Consider the following 20,396-nt stretch of genomic DNA (forward strand, 5'->3'; position numbering starts at 1 on the left):
GTATCACGTATAATTGTGTTACTGAGCTTTATCTAGTTAGCTCTCCGCGCAAGTTATCCTGCATTAGGTGGCGAATTGTTTCTAACTCTAACTCCTGACTGAATAAGTAATGAAGTTTAGTTAAGCAAGATTCTAACGTCATATCGTAGCCGCTTATTACCCCGCAGTTTAGTAACGCATTACCTGTCGCGTAACCCCCCATGTTGACTTGACCTTGAATGCACTGGGTTAAGTTTACAATGACAACACCACGCTCAGAAGCGCATTTTAGCGTCGTTAAAATATCGTCCTGTTGAGGTGCATTTCCAACACCAAAACTTAGCAAAATGAGCGCTTTAACGTCTGACGATAACACGTTTTCAACCATAGTGGCGCTAATGCCTGGGTAAAGGTGAAGCACGGCAATTTGCTGAGATTGAATAGAGGTGACGTCCAAGTCTTGATCGACATAAGGACTCAACTTTCCTTCTTGCAATTGGATATTAATGCCCACCTGTGCAAGCGGCGCTAGATTTGGTGAGGCAAAAGCGTCAAAGCCATCGGCATGCGCTTTAAGTGCTCGATTTCCTCTAAATAGTTTATTGTTGAAAAACAAACTCACTTCAGCAATTGGGTAATTAGCAGCCAGGTACATGGCATTCAACAAATTCACTTGGCCATCCGATCTTAATTGAGAGAGCGGAATTTGAGAGCCGGTGACAATGACAGGTTTGGTCAGGTTCTCAAACATGAATGACAGGGCAGAGGCTGTATACGCCATTGTGTCAGTACCATGTAGTACCACAAAACCATCATAGTCATTATATTTAGATTGGATGTCTTCAGCGATAAGTTGCCAGTGCCTAGGTGACATGTCAGAAGAGTCAATGAGCGGACAGTATTCATGAATATCAAATAACGGCATTTCTTCTCGGGTGAACTCGGCGTTATTTTTTACAGTTTCTGTGAGGTAACCAGCAACGGGTACGTAACCTTTGCTAGATTGCTTCATGCCTATGGTACCGCCAGTATATGCGATATAGATTTTTTTTCTTTTCATAAAAAAGCCCAGATTTGCGTCTGGGCTTAGTATACCAACTGCAGCATCACATTGCAGTTTATTCATTAACCTTGTAACTATGAACTATTGCGACACATCACACATAGTACACAGGCTATATATACTGTTCGGGTCGTTATATAGTTCAATCATATTTGCACTTTGTTGTACTTTGTTGATTAATTGATTGATGCTTTGTTGCGTTACCTTTTGTAGTGTATCTTGTTGAGTTGCTCTAGGTAACAGGGATTGGACTAACTCAGCACCAAGAATTTGTTGCATGAGCTGTTCTTTCTCACTGAGCGTTTGTTCTACCGTGAACACTTCATAATGCTCAAGACTAGCAAGGGCCGCAGCAGACTTTATTGCTTCCTCTTTAGTGCCCAGCTTGTCAATTAATCCAAACTCTAGCGCTTGAGGAGCAAGCCATACTCGACCTTGAGCAACTTCATTCACATCTGCCTTATTAAGATTCCTAGCTTCAGAAATCATTGATAAAAACTTATCGTAAGCGTCTTCCACGCCCATTTGTATGATATCAGCGTATTGAGGGTCGATGCCTCGTGAAATTGATGAGGACTTCAGTTCGGTCGTTGCAACCCCGTCAGAGTATACACCTAGTTCTTTCAGTGAATTCTCGAAGGTGAAAATTGTGCCAAAAATACCAATAGAGCCAGTGATTGTCGAAGGAGATGCCCAAATCTCATTTGCTGAGGCTGCTATCCAATATCCGCCAGAGGCTGCTACTGAACCCATCGACGCTACTATCGGTTTACCAGCTGCTTTGATAGCCAATACTTCATTACGGATTTGCTCAGAAGCAAACATGCTACCGCCGCCAGAGTCGATACGCAGTACAACTGCCTTAACATTGTTATCTAGACGCGCTTTTCTGAGTAGTGCTGCTGTAGAGTCGCCACCAATCATACCGGCTTTGCGTTTACCATCTACTATTTGGCCCTTAGCAACGACCACTGCTACTTTATCAGTGAATGGGTTTGGTTGAGTAGGGAAGTTTGAAATTGAAGCTAAATACTCTTTGAATTTTACTTGTTTGTACTTATTCCCTTTAGCGTCAGCACCAACTAATTCTACTAACTTGTCATTAAATTGTTGGTCTGTTTTCAAAGAGTCAACCCAGCCATATTTAACTGCGAATTGAGCCGAGTCGCCTGCAACAGTTGACATCTTTTCGCCAAGCTGAGTTAGCGTTTCATCAAAATTATCGGTATCAAATGGTCTGCGTGTTGCAACGTCTTCTTTATACTGTGCCCATAAGCTATTTAGCCAAAGCTTGTTTGCTTCTTTTGCAGCATCAGACATGTCATTTCGGATAAAGGGCTCAACTGCCGATTTGTACGTACCGACACGGAAAATATGTTGAGTAATTTGCAACTTATCTAGTGCATCTTTGAAGTACATAGGGTAGGTGCCGAAGCCCTTGATACTTAAACCGCCATACGGGTGCATAGAGATCTCGTTCGCAGCAGATGCAAGGTAATATTGGGTTTGTGTAAAATAAGGTCCATGGGCATAAACAGGTTTACCTGCTTCTTTGAATGCATCTAATGCCGATGTGATATCTCTCAATTTATCGAGATGTCCATGGTATAAACTTTTCAGATCTAAGTGTATAGCTTTGATTCGATCATCATGGGTTGCCTTATTGATAACTTTAACGACGTCATCGACAAGCACTTCCATTGGCTTATCACTCGGACCAAATGCATCATCAAATGCAGCATCAACTGGGTCAACGTATGTTAACTGTTCAACCAACATACCCGATAGATTTAGACGTAGTACGCTATCTTGAGGTACGAGGATTTCCTCTTCTGATGACATCATAGCGACGACAACGCCGACGATAAGTACAACAAATACCAAGTTTACAAGTAGCCTGCGAGAGAAGTTCAACGCGTGCCATATGCCTTTAAATAGTTTTGCGATCAGCTTCAATGTTTTTCCTCTGGTTTTAGTACCGAAATGCTCTCATTATTATCATAACTTAGTTGCGAGCGGAGTGTTACTTATAAAACGTAACGAAGTATTACTTCGCTCACTTTAGTCGCAATATTGTGGAATTATTATAAATTTATCTACTTTCGAGTAATAAATTTTTGCTTTTTACTTGCCAAAATCTAGAAATTGGTTAATGTTCACAGGTAAGACCAGTTACATTGGGGCGAGCAATGTTAGAACAAAAATTAAAACTTAAAAACTCTGAGCTACGTAACCGCTTGGTCATGGGATCAATGCATACAGGACTTGAAGAGGGGTGGCACAACCGAAAAAGGCTGCGTGCTTTTTATGAAGAAAGAGCAAAAGGGGGGGTTGGTTTAATCATTACCGGTGGGTATAGCCCAAACATTCGAGGTAAACTAACACCTGTGGCATCGTCATTTAACTCTCGTTACGACGTTATCAAACATAAAGCATATACTGACGCTGTGCATCAACACCAAGGTAAAATTTGCCTTCAATTGTTGCATGCTGGGCGTTATGCTTATCATCCGTTCAATGTCGGACCGAGTAGAATAAAAGCACCTATCAACCCTTATACGCCCAAATCAATGTCTATTAGCATGATTAAAAGCACCATTAAGGACTTTGCTAAATCAGCATATATGGCTGAGAAAGCTGGTTATGATGGTGTGGAAATCATGGGCTCTGAAGGTTACTTAATCAATGAGTTTATGGCGCCGCACACTAATCACCGCACTGATGAATATGGTGGAACACTTGAAAATCGCATGCGACTGGCTATCGACATTGTAAAAGCGGTCAGGGCTCGAGTATCTAGTAAGTTCATTATTGTCTTCAGGCTGTCTGTGATGGATTTGGTACCTAACGGCTCCACCAGCGAAGAAGTTACTGTACAAGCCAAAGCGCTGGAAGACGCGGGTGTGGATATTTTAAACACTGGTATTGGATGGCATGAAGCACGAGTGCCTACCATTGCCAGCATGGTGCCTCCCGGTGCATTTAGAGAAGCGTCAAAACGTTTAAAGGATGTGGTAGATATTCCTGTTGTCGCTGTTAATCGGATAAATACACCTGAACTTGCAAATAATATTTTAGATAAAGGCGAAGCTGACCTTATATCTATGGCAAGGCCACTGCTTGCAGACCCTGAATTTTTTAATAAATATGCCGAAAATAAGTCTGAGCAAATTAATATTTGTATCGGCTGCAATCAGGGGTGTTTAGATCATGTTTTTAAAGGTAAGCGCGCTACTTGTTTGGTTAACCCACAAGCCGGCTTTGAATTAGATTATCCTCTTGAACAAGCCTCAAGTCCAAAAGATGTATTAGTTGTTGGGGCAGGGCCAGCTGGGTTATCAGTGAGCTGCTATTTGGCTAAAAAAGGTCATAAAGTCACTTTAATTGATAAAAATCATCACGCAGGGGGCCAGTTTAATTTGGCAATGCGTATCCCCGGCAAAGAAGATTTTAAATTGGCGCTGAAATACTTTTTAAATGAAGTCACAAGGCTAGGCGTGAAAATGGAACTTGGCACATCTTATAGAAAGGACATGGATGCTGATTACGATGATATTGTGTTCGCAACTGGGGTAAGCCCGCGTATGTCCAAGATAGAGTGTAACGATGGTAAACGCGTATTTTCATATGACGAAGTTATTCGTAAAGAGGTGGAGCTTGGTGAGAAAGTCGCGATCTTAGGTGCCGGCGGTATAGGCTTTGATATGGTGGCATTTTTAACAGAGCCTGAAAACCAGTCCATAGAGGACTTTAAAGGGCAGTGGGGCATCGAGCAGCCGGTTGTGCCATCTAGTGAGCAACGTAAAATATTTATGTTAAAGCGAAGTGCTGGTCGCTTCGGTTCAGGATTAGGGAAGACAACAGGCTGGATCCACAGAGCTGTGGCTAAACATCACCAAGTAGAGCAAATATCAGGGTGCGAATATGTTTCTTTTTCAAATAATGGCCTAGTGGTTCGTATCGATGGTAAAGAGCACACACTTGATGTTGATACAGTGATCGCTTGTATCGGTCAGACTTCAAACGAGTCCGATTTTGATAAAGCAAGTTTACCCAGTAATCATCATGTGATTGGTGGTGCATTGCTTGCCAGTGCCATTGACGCCAAGCGTGCGATATACGAAGCACTGCAAGTCGCTAGAAAGATATAACTAGTCAATAAAAAAGGAAAACGGCACATGAGTGTCGTTTTTTTTACCCTGCAATAAAAGTTGGCGAGCTTCGGTCTACACTGTATGAATACTATTAAAGGTGTAAATCGTTATATGATTAATAAAATCCAATCCATTTATCAAACTAGCATCGAAAGAGCTGATATTCTCAGTGGACTTGCCCCACTTATTTTGAGGCTGATCGTTGCGCCTGTCATGATCATCGCTGGGTATAATAAACTCAATTTAGCGAAAGAAGATGCTGGCTTTTTTGAAAGTCTATTAGCAGATGAAAACGTGGTTGCTTGGTTTGGTAACCCAGACTGGGGTCTAGGTTTGCCATTTCCTGATTTACTGGCTTTTTTGGCTGGTTGGACAGAGTTTTTAGGTGGCTGGCTAATTTTAATTGGCTTAATGACTCGTTTGATGTCCATTCCGTTAATGGTGACGATGTTTGTTGCAGCAACCCAAGTGCACTGGCATAACGGTTGGTTTTCGGTCGCACCAGCAAATCCTGATACCAGTGCTGCCCAAGTGTTTGCTTGGCTAGGCAGTGATACAGCAAAAGCAAGTTTGGAAAACAGCTTGGAGGTAGCTGAGCGATTAGACAGGATAAAGTCAATTGTCAGCACGCATGGGTTTCCAGAGTATCTGTATGAGAAAGGCAATATCGTGATCTTAAATAACGGCATTGAGTTTGCGGCAATCTATTTTGCGATGTTTTTAAGCCTATTTTTCACTGGAGGTGGACGTTTTTTCAGCTTGGATTACTGGATAGCAAAGCGGCTTGGTTCGAAGGAATAAAAATATTAGGGAAAGTGCTAAACTTTCCCTAACACTTCACGTTAAAATAATAAGTGTTTGTTTATTATTAAGGAATTATATATGGATGCCATTGAGCTTTTGCTGACACGTCAATCTGACAGCAAATTGTCCTTCCCAGGCCCGAGTGAATCGCAACTTGATATCATTAAAAAAGCGGCGTTAAAAGTGCCAGACCACGGCGGCCTAGCACCATGGAAGTTTATTGTCGTTAATGAAGACGCACGAGATAAGTTGGGTGAGATATATTACAAAGCGGCGGTTGAAGAAGAGCAAAACGAACGCACAGTATCTCGCGCAAAAGAGTTACCGCATCGTGCACCGATGATGATCATTGCTGTTGCTCCGTATCAAGAGCATCCTAAAGTTCCTCGTGTTGAGCAGATTGAAAGTGCAGCATGCGCTTGCTTTGCAATGCAGCAAGCGGCATTTGCACAGCATTTATCAGGAGTGTGGAGAACGGGTTACTTTGCTCAAAGTCCGGTAGTTAAACGGGAACTAGGATTGAATGAAAAAGATGAGATTGTAGGCTTCCTGTATTTAGGCACACCGACTATTCAATGTACGAAACCTGTACGTCACGAACCAAGTTCATTTTTCACTGAATTATAAATTTTTACAGAGGCAAGTTATGGCACTTCATGTTGTTGAGCACCCGTTACTACAACACAAAATAGGTTTATTACGTGAGCATGGTATTTCGACTAAAAAGTTTCGTGAGTTGGTGTCAGAAGTGGGCAATTTGCTTACTTACGAAGCAACACGAGACTTACCTACAGAAACCACCACGATAAAAAGCTGGACTGGTGATGATTTAGATGTACAAGAGATCAAAGGCAAGAAAATCACACTTGTGCCAATATTAAGAGCTGGCCTTGGTATGTTGGACGGTGTGATGCAGCTGTTACCCGCCGCAAAAATCAGTGTTGTAGGACTGCAAAGAAATGAAGAAACTTTGGAACCTGTTTCATATTTTGAGAAGTTAGTTGGTAATCTAGAGTCAAGAAGGGCACTGGTGGTTGACCCAATGTTGGCTACAGGTGGCTCGCTGATCGCGACACTTGATTTACTTAAAAAATCGGGCTGCAAAAATATCACAGCGATAGTGTTAGTAGCAGCACCAGAGGGGGTTGAGGCCGTCGAAAAAGCGCATCCAGATGTAGACGTGTACACCGCAGCGCTTGATAGCCACTTAAATGAAAACGGTTATATTGTGCCGGGTTTAGGTGATGCAGGTGATAAAATATTTGGCACACAAGGCTAGTTTAATTGGCTGACAAGCTTGCGTTGTCAGCCATGTCATTTTAAGAATGTGACCCTTCAGCTTTGGTTCTACTTACGTTTTTATTGAATATCCACCAACATGCCCAAAAAAAACCAGTTAACCCGATGGCAGCGTAGATCGCTGGCTTGGGATTTTCTAATGTGCTGATCGAGCCTGCATAGGCCGCTATACTTGCGTAGGGCAAGGTACTTGTTATCCAACAACCAATAAACTTCTTAAATGGCATTTTGGTCATCCCTGCCATACATGCTGAAATCTCTGGTAGAATTGGACTCGCTCTTGAAAGTAAAATAACGACGGGTCCTCGCTGCTGAAATAATGCAATGGCATTGGCTCTTTCAGTAGGATTTTTAACGAGCTTATCAAATAGCATGTTACCGTATTTATAACTTATTAAGTAACCAGTAACACCTGCGAGCAGTAGGCCGATCATTGCGCTTATTCCGCCCGCATAGGGACCTAGAAAATAACCACCCAATATAATCAGCGTCAGTGTCGGAACTGCAATAAATAAATCTAAGAAAAGCAGGCCAACCACAATGAGCGCCACCAAATATCCATTCATCTCTCCAGCGACAGTTAACCAAGTTTTAATATCGTCAATACTCAGTAATCCGCTGATTTTAATTGCAATGAAGGTAGATGCGAAAAAGCAAAATAGTATCAACATAATTTTTAAAAGTGATTTCATAAAAAATACGCCTGCTGAAAAATGTTATGGATAATTGACTGAGATTGAAATGGGTGAACTAAGATCAGTCAGTGATAGCTTTGCATCTTTAAACTTGGGAGGGCCACGCCAGCTTATTTTGGCACCATTTGAAAAACCAAGCCCCTCTGAAGGGATGATACCAGTCCAGTTCTTTGAGGTCGTTTGTGAATTGTCTTCATCATGCAATACTTTAATTGCAAATTCTGCTTGAGTGGTTTTAAACTCGACGCTCAATGACTCAGCGGTTGGGCTGTGAAACTGAGTTTGTAATGCACTTTTATGTTTTACCGGAAAGCCGTTGTCTTCGAATAACATCACCATGATTTGGCCCGGCCGTTTGGGATCTATACCATTAATCTCTACTTGCACAGAGGTTGCGATGGCGTTTTTAGTTGTCATTAAAAGTCCCCCTAAAATGAGTAATTTATATAATGTGAACATCGTCATTAAGATCCTTTTAAGAGGCGTTTGGCTAAACGCGGAGTCAAGGCATTTAAAAGCCTAAGTATCTTAATTTTGCCAATATCATGCTGTGGTACTTGTTTCTTTAACCCATTAAGAATTGACTGAGCAGCATATTCGGCAGACATTTTTTCGCCGCCGCGACCTTGGGTCATGGGGGTGTCTACTAAAGGAATAAATGCTTGTAGTACCTTGATATTTGTGTGTTCTAATTGGTAGCTTAAGCTTTGTGAAAAGAGGTTGATGGCTGCTTTTGAAGCGCAATATACACTGGCACTTTTTTTGGCTACAAAAGACAGTCCAGAGTTGATGTTGAGAATAATAGACTCTGAGTCACCGGCTTTGAGTGCCGGTAGGAGTAAAAATGACAGTGAGCAAACAGCAGTAAAGTTCACATTAATTTCCCGTGCAATTTGCGCGTATTCAAAATTTGGATCTGTGAAAAACGGCTCGTTTTGTACAGCCGCATTATTGATTAACACATCAATGCGAGAATATTCAGCTTGAATGCGTTCAGAAAGTGGTTTATAGCTGTCGGGATCAGAAAGGTCTGCCGAAAAACAGATGACGTTTTTGTATCTCTTTTTGAGTTGTTCAAGTCGTTTACTATTTCGAGCAACAACAATAATGGTATTTTGGGCGTGTAACTGTTCGACAATTTGCCGACCAATACCAGATGTACCGCCAGTAATCACAATGATCTTATTTACTAAGTTCACGTTCGTATCTCCAGTGATGAAACTGTTGAGTACTTTAAAAGGCCAATAGCGTGACAGCATTAACCTATGTTAAAAATGACGAAAAATTTTTGAGAATCTATGCGCCGTGGATCCAGGTTTTTATTTGCTTATTTATGGCGTTCAGATCTGATGTGTATGTTGTTTCGTAAGACTGAGTAAAGGGATCAAAATGGAGCTTCAAAGTTATATAGCGCAAAATGGTACGACCTTAAATATTGAAAAAGGACAGCAAGTATTTACGCAAGGTGAACTCTGTGAACATGTCTATTTGGTAAAAACAGGGTTATTAAAGGCATTTTATTTAACTGAGAGTGGCAAAGAGACCATTAAGTCTTTTATTCAATCAGGTGCCATCATCGGAAGCTTAAATGCGGCCCATTGCCAAGTCCCTAGCACTTTTAGTTTGGAGGCGTTGGAGCAATGCAGGCTCGTGCAGATATCCTTTAGCGAATTGTTATCGTTAAGCAAAGAGTCTATTTCAATCTCACAAGAATTTATCCAGATTCTATTGTCTTTATCATTAAAAAAAGAGCGCAGAGAATTTGAGTTACTCACTTTATCGGCATCTCAGCGTTTTGATAATTTACGTAATACAGATCCTGAGCTTGTTAAAAAGCTCACGCAAAATGACATTGCTAAGTATTTAGGGATCACACCTGTGGCATTAAGTAGAATCAAACATCAGTAACTTTCCGATAAGTCTACGCTGGAATTTTCAAGGCGCTCACGAAGTAAGTGGTTGTCGTAGTTAATTGGGTTATAGATGGTGCACTGCTAAGCTATTTTTATGGATTGATGTTCTGTGCTAGAAAAAAGCGCTGTTGTTTTGCCATCTTTATTGACGATAAATATGAAAGGCCACCAATGAGAATCTCCAGTTTATTCCTTTGCAGTGTTATTCTATTTTCAGAAGCCGTGAGTGCAACAAGCTTTTCCAGTCAGTGCCAACAAATCAAAGCCAATATTAAATCTCATTTAAATGCTGATTTAAAGTGGTCTAACTACACAGCCCGTACTTTTACAAGTCTAGATAAAATTAGATTTGAAGGCTTTGATATTCCGTTAGTAGTTTCCGAAAATATGGAAGAAAGCGCTTTGTTATTTGATGAAAGCCCCGAGTTCGTCATGTCCTCTCTAGAGGATGATGAATATTTTAAAAGTCAGATAGTGATACTCAATTCGAATCTATTAGAGACTTTTCCTGCTAAGCATCGATCTTTTATTACAGATAGTCTTTTTGAGATGCTGAAAAAAAGTTTGGATATTTCATCTAGTGACTTTGTTTGTGATAAAGCAAGGTTGGATCGTGATAACCTGAAAAATGCCACGGCGCTTGCAGAAAAATCTATGTTAATCACATTAAAATCCGTCGTTGCTCCTTATGGTGCGATTGATGCAATCCGAATAAAGAATAAGAACGCATTTATAATCAGAACTGCAACAGGATTCGAGTATTATGAATTGCTCAATGGGAAGTCCTTGAAAATCTTAGTTGAAACACATGAAAAAACTGACCTCGATCAATTTATAAATGCACTGGAGTCCACTGGCATATATAAAGAGTATTCCCAAGTTACAGCTGCGATTTTAAAAGCGATTAAGTCAAAAAAAAGCAAAGATTGGGAATATGTGCTTCAAGTGATGATGGACAAAGACTATTCACATTCCTCTCAAGCTTCAATTAGAACAATCATCCAAAATCTAAGCAGTCATTAAAAGTACTTCAACTTTAACTTGCGTTTGGGGACAGATTGCCTATCGTGCTTTATGTTTTCAAATAAGAAAGGTTATTCCATGTCGAACAATAATAAAATGACGGATGAAGAGTTTTGCCAAATGATCACCTTGCTGTCTAAATTTGCAAATACTGAAATGGATCAATTTGAGCTGTGGAAGTTCAAAAGCGATTTTGGAGAGGTATTGGTGAGTATGTCTCTGAATACAAGCGAAGATAGTTCGTCATATGCGGATGTCTCTGAAGCGATTAAATAACAACTTAATGCAGTGGGTTTGAACCAGTCAGCCATACATCTTAGCGAATGACAGCCGCGAGCATTAAAAACCCAGTCAAAGTTCCAACCAACTGTACAACTTTATTGCATTTTATTTTGTATGTAGTGAACGCAATAGGTCTATTCAATTTTTGGCCTGACTGCCTCTAGGTAGGATCGCAAATTTTATACTGATTACCTTTTTTAGGTATTGTAGAATGCGAGTCAATCATGCTGGTTTCCTCCTAGAGTAGTGGATAACCCTCTATAGTTAAACTTCAATTGTGGTAAAAATATTAATGATAAAAAGCTGCTTTAACTTTAATCTAAAAATAATACAAGTTGCCATTTTGGCACTAACATTAACAGCTTGTGGTGGAGGTGGTGGTGATAAAAACACGACACCCAAATCAGATTCTCAGGTGACATCAACTCAGGTAAATACAGATACAACTGCGCCAGCTATCACATTAAATGGCGACAAACATGTTGAGATCTTGCTTGGCAATAGCTATACGGAGCTCGGCGCATTTGCCAAAGATAACGTGGATGGTGATTTAAGCGTCAGCTTATCTGGTTTAATTAATGTTAATCAAGTTGGTACTTATACGCTGACATACACTGCAACAGACAAAGCTGGCAATTCATCTAGTGTGCAAAGAGTCATTACGGTTATTGAGTCTCCAGACAGTGAAGCTCCGATTGTAACACTCAATGGTGATAGGGAGATAACTTTAAGTTACGGTGAGGCCTATCAAGAGTTGGGAGCAACCGCAACCGACAATCTAGATGAGTCTGTCCATGTAGCAATATCGGGTTTTGTAGACTCTTTCAAGCCTGATGTATACAAAATTGCATATACTGCGACGGATAAGGCAGGGAATACAGGGACTGCATCTCGAGAAGTAACGGTACTGCCCCAAAAGGACATTACTGCGCCAGTAATAAGCTTAAATGGCAATAGTTATATAAAACTGTTCCTTAATGAGTCTTACGAAGAGCTTGGTGCATCCGCGATAGATGACTTTGACGGCGAGATAGAAACCAGTACGTCCGGAACAGTTGATACGCAGGCGGTTGGTACTTATACGGTTACGTATACAGCTATCGACAAAGCAGGTAATAGTACAAGTGTTGAACGTACTGTGGATGTAATAATTCAAAGAGCCTTTATTACTACTTGGAAAACGGATAATACTGAATTCAAATCGACAGATGAGTACACGGTAAAGATTGCGACGATTGGAGACGGTTACAACTTCAATGTAGATTGGGGGGATGGTAAAGAAGATACGAATGTAACCAGTTCAATATCACATCGCTATGAAGCTGCGGGCACATACACTATTAAAATTACAGGAGATTTTCCTCGATTTTATTTTGATGAAAATGAAGCTGACAGAAACAAAATTCTCTCAGTTGAGCAGTGGGGGGATATTCGTTGGTCTTCTATGGAAAGAGCATTTTTTAACTGTGCGAATTTAGTCGTTAACGCACTTGATGCACCTGATCTTTCAAATGTTACAAACCTTTCTTACATGTTTGGATTTGCGGCTTCTTTAAATCAAGATATTAATCATTGGGACGTATCCAACGTCACTGACATGACTGGTATGTTCCAAGGCGCTTTTATATTTAATCAGCCAATAGGCACTTGGGATGTATCAAATGTAGAGCGTATGGGCACTATGTTTAATGAGGCCTATAAATTTAATCAACCAATAGGTGATTGGGATGTCTCTAATTTACAAGTTATGTCTAACATGTTTAACCGCGCGACTGATTTTGACCAGCCATTAGGCAGTTGGAATGTTGCTTCAGTCGTCTACATGAACGATGTGTTTCATTACGCAGAGTCATTTAATCAGGATATTGGAGACTGGAATACATCTGCGGCATTTTATATGGGCCGTATGTTTAAAGGCGCATCTTCATTTAACCAGGATATTGGACGATGGAATGTATCCGGTGTGGCTTATATGAATAGTATGTTTAAAAATGCGGATTCATTTGATCAAAACCTCAGAAACTGGGATGTTTCAAACTTGGTAAATATGAGCAGCATGTTTGAAGATATTACTCTGTCAGTGGAGAATTATGATGCAATTTTGCAAGGCTGGAGTGAGCTTCCTAATCCACCTCAAGGAATAGGGTTTCACGCTGGACATAGCCAATACTCTGAGCGTGGTAAAGTCGCTAGAGATATATTGACAGATGTGCATAATTGGAACATCGCTGATGGAGGCCTAGTAGAGTAAGCATCCGCTTTATTTTAAAAAGGCTCGTGCGATAAGCGGGCCTTTTATTTGCCTAAATTAAAGTAATAGGCCGAGATTTCAGCTTTTAACTCATTTAGTTCAATATCGCTTGATAAGCACGATAGTTAACGCTTGATCTTTATTTGATATCCTTTCCAATGAGTTTGATTTTACGACTACTCACAGTTTCTCACATCAAAAGAATTTATAGTGTCTTTGACTTAATCTGTTAAGGAAACAAATTGTCATGACTCAATACAAATTTTTGCTAATATTGTTTATGTGTATTCTTACTTCTGTACTAACTGCTTGCAATAACAAGCTGGCAGATAGTGATCTCCAATATACAACGCATACTTTTGATTCACAAAATCACCAACTCTCAGGACGTCTTTACAAACCAAAACATCATACGATATCCGATCCTATCGTGATTATGGTACATGGAGATGGTGCAATGGATAGGACGGCAAAAAGCTATTACTTACCCATAATTCATGCTTTGGCAGAAAAAAATATTGCGACATTTTCTTGGGATAAACCGGGAGTTGGCAGATCAACAGGTCATTGGTTATCACAATCTATGGATGATAGAGCGTCTGAAGTCAGGGATGCAATTAATTACCTATACTCTGCTGGCTACCAGCACAATCAGGTAGGTTTACTCGGCTTTAGTCAAGCGAGCTGGGTGTTTGCAAATTTATATCATGATACGCGTGTTGAGTTTATGGTGCTCGTTGGTGGTGCTGCTAATTGGTTGGCTCAGAGTCAATACAGTATGTGGGTCCGTCTTGTAGAAGCAGAAAAAATTAGTATTGATGATGAAGCAGCATTGCTACGTATTAATCAATTAAGTGCTGAGGAGTATAAATTAATAAAAGCAGGATACGATCACTATCTTGCGGCTTTACTGCACCAAGACCCATTTATGCCTGAGCCGATAGGAGATGAAGCGCGGTTCAACTTTGTTCAAAAGAACATAGATTCAGATGTATTTGAAGGTTTTCGTCAACTCAACCTGCCCATGCTTGCAATATATGGTGATAGTGACGTGCATGTGGACATTGAGCATAGTCAAACTGAATTTGCCTATGCCTTTGAAAACACTAAACAACCTAAATCAAGCTTAGAGCAGGTGGTAATTAGCAACGCTTCGCATGGTTTACTAAAACCTGAATTACCGCTAGATGCAATTTTTTCTATAAAGAAAAGCCATTTCTCATCCGGTGCCATTGACACTTTAGTCGATTGGATAGATTCACAGCGTGCAACGAGTGAATAAATACTGTAGGTGAATAACAAAGATATATTTATCAGCTTATAGATATATTATGGTTGAAATTCAATTTTTTAATCAAGTATTAAACATATTATATGTTTGTTTATTAATTTTGACGGGTAAAAAAGCTAATTCTATATTCACTATGTGATAAATCTTGTGGGAAAGGTAAAAATAGGTTTGGGTTTCTTCTAATGAAATTTAGGGGTGAACTAAAGCTTTAAAAAAGCCGAAAAAGTAGGGAGTTTACTGGTTGGATACGGTAACTTTATTTATAATAGCTAAATAATATACCTATCAGTCAGGCGTCCAAGTTCTATTGAGGAAATTTTTTGAATCGTACATTTAGAGCGCAATTAGATTTTGTATCTGTTGTAAAATTATCTGCTACTTTGGGCTTTGGAAGTGGTATTTTTATTACTATTTTAACTGTTTTACCTTTTTTCCACTCTGACCAATCGTTATTGGAGGGGGGATTGGTGATTTTGCTTACGCCACTGGCTTCTGCGTTCGGTGGAGGAGTGACAGGTGCTTTTGGGTTTCCTTTTTATTATTGGTACAGCAATAAAATTAAAGGGCAGTATCTATCTGGAAAATTCGCTGAAGAAACAGAGAATAAAGAGTAAAAGCATAACTGTTAATAAGCTTTGAGTATTGAGCTAGAAGTTTAAAAGCTGTTTTAACAGTTAGAAAGGTTTTATGACTGATAATAAAGTCACAGTGACAAGCTGACAGAGTAGATATACTCTTAAGTATAGTGCACTTGGAGGTGCACTTGGAGGTAAGTTATACAGGCATACTGGCAAGATCCATCCATATTTAAAAATAATGAGGATGATATAAAACTGCCTAAAGTGTTAATTTTTATTAATTAAGCTTGTTGTATTTATAATTTTATTGATGTTTTTTTTACATTTTTCTGTGCAGAAGTGAATTTAGTTGAAGTTGTTAATCTAATTGAGCCAACTTCGAGTTATATATTGTTAGTGTATAAATGCTCCGCAAACTATTTTTCCAAATCGAATACATTTCTTAAGACTACAAAGACAATTGTTCAGTCAATCCTAATTTATGCTGAAAGCGTTGTGAAAGCGGTCATGCGAATTATTGCTCGTCGCTGGCAAACGCCATTCAAAATAAAACTTTTAAAATCTTATCAATTTGATTTGACCATTGGTTGCACAAATAGGGCTTTAGGATTAATTAAGCATAATGATGAGTCATCTTTAAACTGTGATGTAAAGAGGTTTCAGCGAGCCTATTCTCAAAAAGATGTATGGTGCTTTTTCAGTACAAGGGAAAGGCGAAAAAAGAACTTTCGATAAAGATTATATGTGCTTAAAGTCAGTTGTCAAAGCGGTATGGCATGTCAGCATGCCAAAATAAAAAACCATAAAACACAAGTCCAATTCAAGTTAGAGATTTGACTGTGTATTTGCATTCAGTTTGAAGGGTTTTTACTACATGACCTTTTTGTTTGTTGATAAGGGTGATAAATACGTATTATTAATCCCTTCCTGATATTGTGAATCATAGAAAACTTTATTAAAAATGCCAAGAATTAAGAGTTGTTTTTTGACTATATCCTTAGCTTATAAAGGTGGTTTTGCGATCTCTTATTGCTAGATTGTGACTTATTAAATATTTAATATAGGAAGGTAAGGGGGTATTTTACGAAATCAACACTATTTATTGAGTTTTTATTTGTATGTTCGTGAATTTTTATTTTATGATTATTATAGTTAATTTATTTTAATCTTATTTCTTGTTGAATTTTATTTAAAAATTAATTAGCATTGATGAGGTTTAAAGTTGTAAATAAGGAAATGTAATTGTGTTTAAACGTTTTTTAATGATTGGTGCTTTGGCTTTATCTTTGCAAGCAAACGCTGGAGGAGTCACTAATAGTGGTAAAATTTCTCAAATGTATGTTAATGCTGGTTGGACTATGGTTCACTTGCCAAATTTAGTAACTACTGTACAAGGCTCAAAAAATAACCCTGATAGTTGTGATAATAATCATTGGTATGTGATTGAGCCAAGTGATCAAAATTATACTACGATGCACTCTACGCTCATGACTGCACAGATTGCCGAAAAGTCAGTACACTTTTGGGTTTCTGGGTGTGGTGGACAAAACCGTAAATATCCAAAAATCGCGAGTATTTGGCTTAATACTTAATTTATTAAATCCGTCACGTTCTTAAAAAGTGTGGCGGATTATATTAACAAGGTACGAGTAATTAATTTTATATGGCGCTATGTGTGTCTTATTATAATTCAACCTATCGTCTTTAATTCTTAGAATTGCTAGGTTCATAATTTCAACTCAGATATACACATCTGTTAAAAAATAATATTTTTAAGGTTTACAGAGAACTCCATTGTTGCAAATTATCGTTTCTTTAAATGCAACATTTGAAGAGGTTGAAGAAATATATAATATCCTTCCTAGCGTGTATGCTGTGAATTAAAAATGCTTAGTACATAATCCAAAATAATTGTATTAAATTCTTTCAATTTACACTACATAGACTTTGTGTGAAAAATACGTTTGAACATTTTTTAAACATGCAAAGGAAATTATGATGAAACTACAGCTTAGCAAAAAAAACCTTAAAAACTTATGTGATAAAAAAGTTGTTGAGTCGGAGCAAACCCCATTAATCGCGGGTGGTGCGAGTGCTATTCCGCCAACTAGAGTGCAAAAAGGCTGCCCATACTTCTCTTACTATCCGGTTAATACTTGTCGTCCACGCTAACATGTGTGACGAATAGGGCACATTGAGTGCCCTTTGAAGTCTCATCAGCATTGCTTGAATTTGTATTAGTGCGACATATTGACTATTGACCACTCTTCGCTTTCTTTCTGTCTCAGTCCGATTATCAGCTGTTTTATGGGTAAAGTGCCCCGTAATATATTGTAATAGGATTAAATAATTACCTTTTCTATAGTGATTACTCCTAGCTAACAAGGAGCGAAATCATGTCTTTCATTTCAATGCCAAAAAATTTACGTAAAAACAAAGCTGATGCTGATTCTAAAGGGTTTGTACCCAAGTCTATGATCGATACGCTGTTTGATTATAAAGCGTTTCTAGATAGTAGTGATTCACATGGTTCTATTGCATTAAAGGCACCAGAGCAACAAAAAAGTATTGCTGTTATTGGCGGGGGGGCTTCAGGTTTAGTCGCGGCATATGAACTATCAAAAATTGATAATATCAACGTGACTTTGTTTGAGGCTGCTGGTCGTTTAGGCGGGAGAATGGATTCTGTTTATGTCGAAGATGGAGATCTTAATCAAAAAGTGTTTGAGCTTGGTTGTATGCGTTTTCCGCCAACCTCATATACTTTGTACCATTATTTAAATAAGTTTGGTTTAAAAGCAACGCCTAACTTTCCTGATCCAGGCAAAGTACCCACAGAACTGCTTTATGAAAATCAAGTTATTCCATGGGATGCAGGTCATCAGACCCCATCCGATAAAGATTTTCAAAGAATAGGTGATGACTTTAATAATATTATCAACTTTTTACTAGGCGATGCGTCGGCACCGGATATTGAAAACCCAAGTAAATTGTTTGACTACTGGGCAATTTATCAATCAGATCCTTCTGAGCAAACTAAACAAAAAGTCGTTGATGCGTGGCAGGAGATCCTTACACAATATGCAGAGGTGACTTATTTTGATGCTGTATTTAAGTTAGCACAGAACAGATCGCTTGTAACTCGTCCATGGACGCAAGAAGATATGAATAAATTCGGTGCCTTGGGTGTTGGTGCTGGCGGTTTTGGGCCGTTATATGGTGTCGATTTTGTTGAAATTTTGAGGCTTTTTGCAAACGGCTGGGAAGACAATCAAGAGTTGCTATTGGACGGTATTGGCGCATTAACACAAGCTTTTGAGTTTGCACTATTAGGGGCAAAAACTGCAGACGGAAAACCAAAAGTCTCTATTGAATTAAACGCTAAAGTTAAGAATATTTCTAAATCGGCTGATAAATTCGAGCTATTAGTGAGCAATAATGGGGGTCGTGTTGTTTCTTCTCAATTTGACTCAGTGATAGTCGCAACGACGACTAGAGCGATGGAGTATATGGGGCTCACCATTGCAAACGATATTGGCTCTCAGAAGTGTGAAAAGCAACAAGACTTAGTATCGCAAGGTGTTAAAGTAGCGATTAGAAATCTTCATTTGATGAACTCATCAAAGTTTTTTGTCACTACCGAGCGCAAATTTTGGTATCCAGAAAATAATCCGCAAGGAACAACGCTCCCATTTAACATTCAGACTGATGAGCTGATGCGGGGATTATATTGTCTTAATTACGACAAAGATGTTGACGGTAAACCAAATACGCAAGGTAAGGGAGTGGTGTTGATAAGTTATGTTTGGGGAGATGATTCATCAAAATTACTCGCGTTAAGTCCTGAGGAGCGTTTTCAGCAATTTTTGCCAGCTATTTACGCGGTAAACGCTGAGTTTGCTGAGTTACTAGAAAAGCAAACACAAAAAGTATCTTGTATTGATTGGGAGAGTACGCCGAACATTTATGGGGCGTTCAAATTAAATTATCCAGGGCAGGAGCAAAGCAATAAAGATGCATTCTTTCAATATCAGCAAGAACACCTAGGGTTAGTTTTAGCTGGAGACAGTATCTCTTGGGCAGGTGGTTGGCTTGAAGGCGCAATGCCTACGGGTATTAATGCCGCCTGCGCTGCGGCGAAATATGTTGGTGCACAGATCATTGATAATTCTCCGTTAACAGACATTTCTAAAGATATGTATGATTACTCACTAGGGGAAAATACGGCTTTTTGTTTACTCAAAGATGAAGGGTATCTGAGTGCGCCATCAATCCCGAATTATCAGTTTGGACAAGGAGACTTTAGCATTGAGGCCACTATTTCTACCTCAAATTCTGGGACTGTCGTTGGCAATAAATCAACAGCGGGTGGCAGTGGTGGTTACTTGTTGGTTATTCAGCCTGACGGTTCAATTAAGTTCGCAACAGATAATGGTCAAACCTATTACCAAATAGAGAGTGCGCCTTCTACCGTCGTCATTGACAATACCTGGCACAGTGTTGTAGCTGTTCGTAAAGATGGAAAACTGACACTTCATCTAGATGGTAAGCTACTTGAATCCACGCAGTCTGGTGCCAGCGATCAAAGCCCGCTTGATGTTTCCAACCGCCTAGATGTGTTAATTGGTTCAGTACAACAAGCGCAAGAACCTTACATTCACTATACCGGTGGTATTACACAAGTAAGACTGTGGCGTCGGGCTTTAAGTGAGCAAGAAGTAGCGTCTCAGTATGATCAAGGTACGATTATAGATAAAGAGGGCTTGGTGGCACATTGGCCCCTGGCTATTAATACCGACGATATTTCAGAGAATGAGAATAATGTATCTGTGAATGGTGACGTGAGCTTTATATAGCTTTCATAATATGCTGTTGCAGGTACCATTTTAGTGTTACCTGCAACACCTGTTGAGTTTAACCAAATTAGGTGTTCTACTTTTTTTAACCAACTTTTTATGTAATACGTCACTCTGTTATATGTCTCAAGTTGTGTAATGCATTGTAATAAAACAAAATTTTAAAAAAGTACTAACCTTGTTATTTTAAAATAGGCTGTACTTATGG

18 protein-coding genes are annotated in these 20,396 nt (G+C 39.3%); 13 read left to right on the top strand and 5 right to left on the bottom strand.

Going from position 1 to position 20,396, the window contains the following annotated elements; genetic code table 11:
• Positions 1 to 28: 28 nt before the first annotated feature.
• Together ansA and sppA are read right to left on the bottom strand one after the other, a co-directional pair.
• A complete protein-coding gene (ansA, locus tag N473_RS15050; protein ID WP_063368804.1) occupies positions 29 to 1,039 on the bottom strand; it encodes an asparaginase in 1,011 nt (336 codons plus the stop codon).
• An 84-nt stretch (positions 1,040 to 1,123) separates the two neighbouring features.
• Complete coding sequence (gene sppA / locus N473_RS15055; RefSeq protein ID WP_063368805.1) at positions 1,124 to 2,992, bottom strand: signal peptide peptidase SppA; 1,869 nt, start codon at positions 2,990 to 2,992, stop codon at positions 1,124 to 1,126.
• 239 nt (positions 2,993 to 3,231) lie between these two features.
• On the opposite strand from sppA, the gene N473_RS15060 reads away from it, so the two are divergent.
• The 4 genes from N473_RS15060 to upp all read left to right on the top strand — a co-directional run bounded on the left by N473_RS15060 (position 3,232) and on the right by upp (position 7,279).
• Positions 3,232 to 5,193 carry an NADPH-dependent 2,4-dienoyl-CoA reductase gene (locus N473_RS15060; RefSeq protein WP_063368628.1) on the top strand — a complete coding sequence of 654 codons (1,962 nt, stop codon included), beginning with the start codon at positions 3,232 to 3,234 and terminating at the stop codon, positions 5,191 to 5,193.
• Between the two features lie 114 nt (positions 5,194 to 5,307).
• The gene (locus N473_RS15065) at positions 5,308 to 5,997 is read left to right on the top strand and encodes a DoxX family protein (protein WP_063368806.1); all 690 of its coding nucleotides are present in this window, start codon (positions 5,308 to 5,310) and stop codon (positions 5,995 to 5,997) included.
• Positions 5,998 to 6,078: 81 nt separating this feature from the next.
• Positions 6,079 to 6,627 carry an NAD(P)H nitroreductase gene (locus N473_RS15070; protein WP_063368629.1) on the top strand — a complete coding sequence of 183 codons (549 nt, stop codon included), beginning with the start codon at positions 6,079 to 6,081 and terminating at the stop codon, positions 6,625 to 6,627.
• 19 nt (positions 6,628 to 6,646) lie between these two features.
• A complete protein-coding gene (upp, locus tag N473_RS15075) occupies positions 6,647 to 7,279 on the top strand; it encodes a uracil phosphoribosyltransferase (RefSeq protein ID WP_039610032.1) in 633 nt (210 codons plus the stop codon).
• A gap of 40 nt (positions 7,280 to 7,319) precedes the next feature.
• On the opposite strand, the gene N473_RS25965 is transcribed toward upp, so the two are convergent.
• From N473_RS25965 to N473_RS15090, 3 genes are read right to left on the bottom strand one after another with little or no spacing between them, the layout of a single operon-like run.
• Positions 7,320 to 7,991, bottom strand: a complete 672-nt coding sequence (locus N473_RS25965; protein ID WP_081221203.1) for a TVP38/TMEM64 family protein — start codon at positions 7,989 to 7,991, stop codon at positions 7,320 to 7,322.
• 24 nt (positions 7,992 to 8,015) lie between these two features.
• Positions 8,016 to 8,411 carry a DUF2141 domain-containing protein gene (locus tag N473_RS15085; RefSeq protein ID WP_196766417.1) on the bottom strand — a complete coding sequence of 132 codons (396 nt, stop codon included), beginning with the start codon at positions 8,409 to 8,411 and terminating at the stop codon, positions 8,016 to 8,018.
• 47 nt (positions 8,412 to 8,458) lie between these two features.
• On the bottom strand, positions 8,459 to 9,193 hold the full coding sequence (locus tag N473_RS15090) for an SDR family oxidoreductase (RefSeq protein WP_063368808.1): 735 nt from the start codon (positions 9,191 to 9,193) through the stop codon (positions 8,459 to 8,461).
• A 190-nt stretch (positions 9,194 to 9,383) separates the two neighbouring features.
• Here N473_RS15090 and N473_RS15095 point away from each other — a divergent pair, with 190 nt between their 5' ends.
• The 9 genes from N473_RS15095 (at position 9,384) to N473_RS15130 (ending at position 20,188) form a co-directional block, all read left to right on the top strand.
• Complete coding sequence (locus N473_RS15095; protein WP_063368631.1) at positions 9,384 to 9,902, top strand: Crp/Fnr family transcriptional regulator; 519 nt, start codon at positions 9,384 to 9,386, stop codon at positions 9,900 to 9,902.
• Between the two features lie 47 nt (positions 9,903 to 9,949).
• Complete coding sequence (locus N473_RS15100) at positions 9,950 to 10,930, top strand: hypothetical protein (protein ID WP_063368632.1); 981 nt, start codon at positions 9,950 to 9,952, stop codon at positions 10,928 to 10,930.
• 78 nt (positions 10,931 to 11,008) lie between these two features.
• Entirely contained in the window at positions 11,009 to 11,206 is a 198-nt protein-coding gene (locus N473_RS15105) for a hypothetical protein (protein ID WP_063368633.1), read from the top strand.
• Between the two features lie 349 nt (positions 11,207 to 11,555).
• Positions 11,556 to 13,463 (top strand): BspA family leucine-rich repeat surface protein, encoded by a 1,908-nt coding sequence (locus N473_RS15110; protein ID WP_196766418.1) that lies wholly within the window; start codon positions 11,556 to 11,558, stop codon positions 13,461 to 13,463.
• Between the two features lie 247 nt (positions 13,464 to 13,710).
• The gene (locus N473_RS15115) at positions 13,711 to 14,745 is read left to right on the top strand and encodes an alpha/beta hydrolase family protein (RefSeq protein WP_063368635.1); all 1,035 of its coding nucleotides are present in this window, start codon (positions 13,711 to 13,713) and stop codon (positions 14,743 to 14,745) included.
• A 329-nt stretch (positions 14,746 to 15,074) separates the two neighbouring features.
• On the top strand, positions 15,075 to 15,368 hold the full coding sequence (locus N473_RS15120; RefSeq protein WP_063368636.1) for a hypothetical protein: 294 nt from the start codon (positions 15,075 to 15,077) through the stop codon (positions 15,366 to 15,368).
• 1,208 nt (positions 15,369 to 16,576) lie between these two features.
• Entirely contained in the window at positions 16,577 to 16,924 is a 348-nt protein-coding gene (locus N473_RS15125; RefSeq protein WP_063368637.1) for a hypothetical protein, read from the top strand.
• A gap of 403 nt (positions 16,925 to 17,327) precedes the next feature.
• A complete protein-coding gene (locus N473_RS26275; protein ID WP_155735624.1) occupies positions 17,328 to 17,504 on the top strand; it encodes a hypothetical protein in 177 nt (58 codons plus the stop codon).
• Positions 17,505 to 17,728: 224 nt separating this feature from the next.
• Entirely contained in the window at positions 17,729 to 20,188 is a 2,460-nt protein-coding gene (locus N473_RS15130; RefSeq protein WP_063368638.1) for an FAD-dependent oxidoreductase, read from the top strand.
• Positions 20,189 to 20,396: the final 208 nt, after the last annotated feature.

The sequence above is a fragment of the Pseudoalteromonas luteoviolacea CPMOR-1 genome, assembly GCF_001625685.1.
Lineage (GTDB): Bacteria > Pseudomonadota > Gammaproteobacteria > Enterobacterales > Alteromonadaceae > Pseudoalteromonas > Pseudoalteromonas luteoviolacea_K.

Excerpts from the sequence above, each read along its gene's own strand:
- ansA (WP_063368804.1), bottom strand. The coding sequence starts at position 1,039 with ATGAAAAGAAAAAAAATCTATATCGCATATACTGGCGGTACCATAGGC.
- N473_RS15060 (WP_063368628.1), top strand. The coding sequence starts at position 3,232 with ATGTTAGAACAAAAATTAAAACTTAAAAACTCTGAGCTACGTAACCGC.
- N473_RS15065 (WP_063368806.1), top strand. The coding sequence starts at position 5,308 with ATGATTAATAAAATCCAATCCATTTATCAAACTAGCATCGAAAGAGCT.
- N473_RS15070 (WP_063368629.1), top strand. The coding sequence starts at position 6,079 with ATGGATGCCATTGAGCTTTTGCTGACACGTCAATCTGACAGCAAATTG.
- upp (WP_039610032.1), top strand. The coding sequence starts at position 6,647 with ATGGCACTTCATGTTGTTGAGCACCCGTTACTACAACACAAAATAGGT.
- N473_RS25965 (WP_081221203.1), bottom strand. The coding sequence starts at position 7,991 with ATGAAATCACTTTTAAAAATTATGTTGATACTATTTTGCTTTTTCGCA.
- N473_RS15085 (WP_196766417.1), bottom strand. The coding sequence starts at position 8,411 with ATGACAACTAAAAACGCCATCGCAACCTCTGTGCAAGTAGAGATTAAT.
- N473_RS15095 (WP_063368631.1), top strand. The coding sequence starts at position 9,384 with ATGGAGCTTCAAAGTTATATAGCGCAAAATGGTACGACCTTAAATATT.
- N473_RS15105 (WP_063368633.1), top strand. The coding sequence starts at position 11,009 with ATGTCGAACAATAATAAAATGACGGATGAAGAGTTTTGCCAAATGATC.
- N473_RS15115 (WP_063368635.1), top strand. The coding sequence starts at position 13,711 with ATGACTCAATACAAATTTTTGCTAATATTGTTTATGTGTATTCTTACT.
- N473_RS26275 (WP_155735624.1), top strand. The coding sequence starts at position 17,328 with ATGATGAAACTACAGCTTAGCAAAAAAAACCTTAAAAACTTATGTGAT.
- N473_RS15130 (WP_063368638.1), top strand. The coding sequence starts at position 17,729 with ATGTCTTTCATTTCAATGCCAAAAAATTTACGTAAAAACAAAGCTGAT.